Raw genomic sequence first — 3689 nt, forward strand, 5'->3', positions numbered from 1 at the left:
GCCTGGTAAGCAGAGTTTTTGAAATGTAAGGCCTTTGAATAAGACAAAAGGCTGCCTCATCGCTAACTTTGCAACAGTGCCCGTTTTTCCGATGTGCCGAAATGCCCGCTTACCAGGGTGTGCAGCTCATTCAGAATATAATCATACATCTGATAATGCGCTTTCCACGGCTCCTGTGTGGCATTGACATAAAACCCGGCACCCTGGCCGAGATCGTACTCTTTATCATCCGCCACCTGACTGCCGCGCGGACTGGTATCCGGCGCGACAATCACCAGGCCGTGTTCCGCTGCGTAACGCTGTGCCCCGGCTTTGGTGATAAAATTCTGCTCGTTGCAGGTCAGCCCGGAAAGCCAGTACAGCACAGGACATTTCTCTGTTTTTGCCTGCGGCGGCAGAAACACGGAAAAAGTCATCGGCGTGCCGGTCACCGCAGAGTGGTGACGCCAGACTTCCTGGCTGCCGCCGAAACAGACGTGATGTTCAATCCGTTCCATAGTATCTCCCTGAATACGTTATCAGTAATGAATGACTGTGCGGATGGATTTGCCGTCGTGCATCAAATCAAAAGCTTCATTGATTTTATCCAGTTCCATGGTGTGCGTGACAAACGGCGCCAGCTCGATTTTGCCGCTCATGGCATCTTCCACCATTCCCGGCAACTGGGTACGCCCTTTCACGCCGCCGAACGCCGTGCCTTTCCAGACCCGGCCGGTCACCAGCTGGAACGGACGGGTTGAAATCTCTTTTCCGGCACCCGCCACCCCGATAATTACCGACTGCCCCCAGCCACGGTGCGCACTTTCCAGCGCCGACCGCATCACATTGACATTGCCGATACATTCAAAGGTATGATCCACACCCCATTTGGTCATTTCGACCAGCACCTGCTGAACAGGTTTGTCATAATCATTGGGATTAATGCAGTCTGTGGCGCCGAACTGTTTTGCCAGCTCAAACTTGGATGGATTGGTATCGATGGCAAAGATGCGCCCCGCTTTTGCCTGACGTGCGCCCTGCACCACGGCCAGCCCGATACCGCCGAGGCCGAATACCGCCACAGAATCCCCTTCCTGTACCTTCGCGGTATTGTGTACCGCGCCGATCCCGGTGGTCACGCCGCAGCCGAGCAGGCAAACCTGCTCCGCATTGGCCTGCGGATTGATTTTCGCCAGTGATACTTCCGCCACAACGGTATATTCGCTGAATGTCGAGCAGCCCATATAGTGATAGAGCGGCTGACCGTTATACGAAAAACGGCTGGTGCCGTCCGGCATCACGCCTTTGCCCTGGGTTTCGCGGACGGCAACACAGAGGTTGGTTTTACCGGAGGTACAGAAATCACACTCGCCGCACTCGGCGGTGTACAGCGGGATCACATGGTCGCCCGGTTTCACACTGGTCACGCCCTCACCGACCTCAACCACCACCCCGGCACCTTCATGGCCGAGCACCACCGGGAACAGACCTTCCGGATCATCACCGGAAAGCGTGTAGGCATCGGTATGGCATACCCCGGTGTGACTGATTTTCACCAGCACTTCACCTTTCTTCGGCGGTGCCACATCAATTTCAACAATTTCAAGGGGTAAACCCGGCCCGAAGGCGACTGCTGCGCGTGATTTCATAACGGTTCCTCTGTGTCTGAGGCTTATCATGGCAGGCGATAAGCACGAATGCCGTCCACCATACCGCACAACAGCGCTGCCTGTATAGCGCCGGTCAGCAGGTGGCCGCCACCGGTGCCGGTTTTCTGATCAGCAGACAGATTGCCAGCAGCAGACCGTACAGTGCCGTGCCAATCAGCCACACCGTACCGTCCGCACTCTGCTGTGTCTGACTGAAAATAAAAGCAAACAGCAGCGGGCCCGCCACGCCGGTCAGATTGGTCAGGCTGACCAGCACACCCTGTAGTTTTCCCTGATTTGCCGCCGATGCCCCGGCAGAGATAATGCCCTGCAATGCAGGCAGTGCAATTCCGCCGCCTGCCAGCAGGATCAGGACCGGATACACCATCCATCCGGAAGTGATAGCAGACATCAGTAAAAACGCGGTGGCATCGGCAATAAATCCGGCGAAAATAATGGTTTTCTCACTCAGCCGTTTTGCCAGCGCCCCGGCAACCACCGCCTGAAACAGTGCATGCATCGCCCCGAGTCCCGCCAGTGAAAAACCGACCGCCGCGCTGTCCCAGGCAAAGCGGCTCTCCGTAAACAATACCCAGACAGTGGCCGGGATCTGCCCGATAAGCTGCGCGGTAAAAAAGACAAACAGCAACAGCGCCAGAGGTTTAAGCAGTGTGATAAAGCTGATACCTGCGCTTTCTTGTTTCTGCTCCGCCGGTTTTTCTTCTGTCTGTACCGCCGGTTTAAAGATAAAAAAGACCATCAGAAAGGTGCAGGCATTCAGTATTGCCGCAATGACAAACGGCAGATGCGGTGAGATATCCCCCGCCAGTCCGCCGATAGCCGGCCCGGCAATCAGCCCGGCACCAAAGGCCGCACCGAGACGGCCGAACCAGGCGGTACGCTCGCTGACCGCCGTGCTGTCCGCCACTACCGAAGCCGCAACCGCGCCGGTGGCACCAGTGATCCCGGAGATAATCCGCCCGAGATACAACATCCACAGCACATTGGACAGTGCCAGCAGTGTGTAATCAAACGCGGCACCCGCCAGGGATAACAGCAGCACCGGTCTGCGCCCCAGCTTATCTGACCATCTGCCCAGCAGCGGAGCAAAACAGACCTGCATCACCGCATACAGCGCCAGCAGAATGCCGTAATGGTTTGCCACATCCGCTTCCGGGAGATATTCCCGCAGCAGTGACGGTAATACCGGCATGATCAGACCAATTCCCATCGCGTCCAGCAGTGTAATCACCAGCGCGATGACAGCGGGTTTATTCATTTTTCAGATCCTGTGTTAATTCCCTATCATTGATAGAGTTGGAATATATCTCTATCAATGATAGAGTGTCAATCTGAAAATCGGAGGAGACGGTCATGGCACGGCTGAACAGAGAATCGGTTATTGATGCGGCACTGGAACTGCTGAATGAGACAGGGATTGACGGGCTGACGACCCGCAAGCTGGCGCAGAAGCTGGGAATAGAACAGCCGACACTTTACTGGCATGTGAAAAATAAACGGGCGTTACTGGATGCGCTGGCGGTGGAGATCCTGGCGCGTCATCATGATTATTCACTGCCTGCGGCGGGGGAATCCTGGCAGTCATTTCTGCGCAATAATGCAATGAGTTTCCGCCGGGCGCTGCTGCGTTACCGTGACGGGGCAAAAGTGCACCTCGGCACCCGCCCTGATGAAAAACAGTATGATACGGTGGAAACCCAGTTACGCTTTATGACAGAAAACGGCTTTTCACTGCGCGACGGGTTATATGCGATTTCAGCGGTCAGTCATTTTACCCTTGGTGCCGTACTGGAGCAGCAGGAGCATACTGCCGCCCTGACCGACCGCCCTGCAGCACCGGACGAAAACCTGCCGCCGCTATTGCGGGAAGCGCTGCAGATTATGGACAGTGATGATGGTGAGCAGGCCTTTCTGCATGGCCTGGAGAGCCTGATCCGGGGGTTTGAGGTGCAGCTTACGGCACTGTTGCAAATAGTCGGTGGTGATAAACTTATCATCCCCTTTTGCTGATGGAGCTGCACATGAACCCATTCAAAGGCC

The 3689-nt window shown here is 55.7% G+C and carries 3 protein-coding genes and 1 pseudogene; 1 reads left to right on the forward strand and 3 read right to left on the reverse strand.

The window, feature by feature from the left end; all coding sequences use genetic code 11:
• Positions 1-74 precede the first annotated feature (74 nt).
• From ACOT1A_RS24380 to tet(D), 3 genes and pseudogenes are all read right to left on the reverse strand, one after another.
• Positions 75-497, reverse strand: a pseudogene (locus ACOT1A_RS24380) (alpha/beta hydrolase-fold protein); the annotation flags it as partial.
• Between the two features lie 21 nt (positions 498-518).
• Positions 519-1628 carry an S-(hydroxymethyl)glutathione dehydrogenase/class III alcohol dehydrogenase gene (locus ACOT1A_RS24385; RefSeq protein WP_000842134.1) on the reverse strand — a complete coding sequence of 370 codons (1110 nt, stop codon included), beginning with the start codon at positions 1626-1628 and terminating at the stop codon, positions 519-521.
• Positions 1629-1722: 94 nt separating this feature from the next.
• Positions 1723-2907, reverse strand: coding sequence for a tetracycline efflux MFS transporter Tet(D) (gene tet(D) / locus ACOT1A_RS24390; RefSeq protein ID WP_001039466.1), 1185 nt, complete (start codon positions 2905-2907; stop codon positions 1723-1725).
• A gap of 95 nt (positions 2908-3002) precedes the next feature.
• Between tet(D) and tetR(D) the strand changes: the two genes are divergently transcribed.
• Positions 3003-3659, forward strand: coding sequence for a tetracycline resistance transcriptional repressor TetR(D) (gene tetR(D) / locus ACOT1A_RS24395; RefSeq protein WP_000113282.1), 657 nt, complete (start codon positions 3003-3005; stop codon positions 3657-3659).
• Positions 3660-3689 lie beyond the last annotated feature (30 nt).

This window comes from Enterobacter cloacae complex sp. SYL003 (assembly GCF_049236925.1).
GTDB lineage: Bacteria > Pseudomonadota > Gammaproteobacteria > Enterobacterales > Enterobacteriaceae > Enterobacter > Enterobacter intestinihominis.

Excerpts from the sequence above, each read along its gene's own strand:
- ACOT1A_RS24385 (WP_000842134.1), bottom strand. The coding sequence starts at position 1,628 with ATGAAATCACGCGCAGCAGTCGCCTTCGGGCCGGGTTTACCCCTTGAA.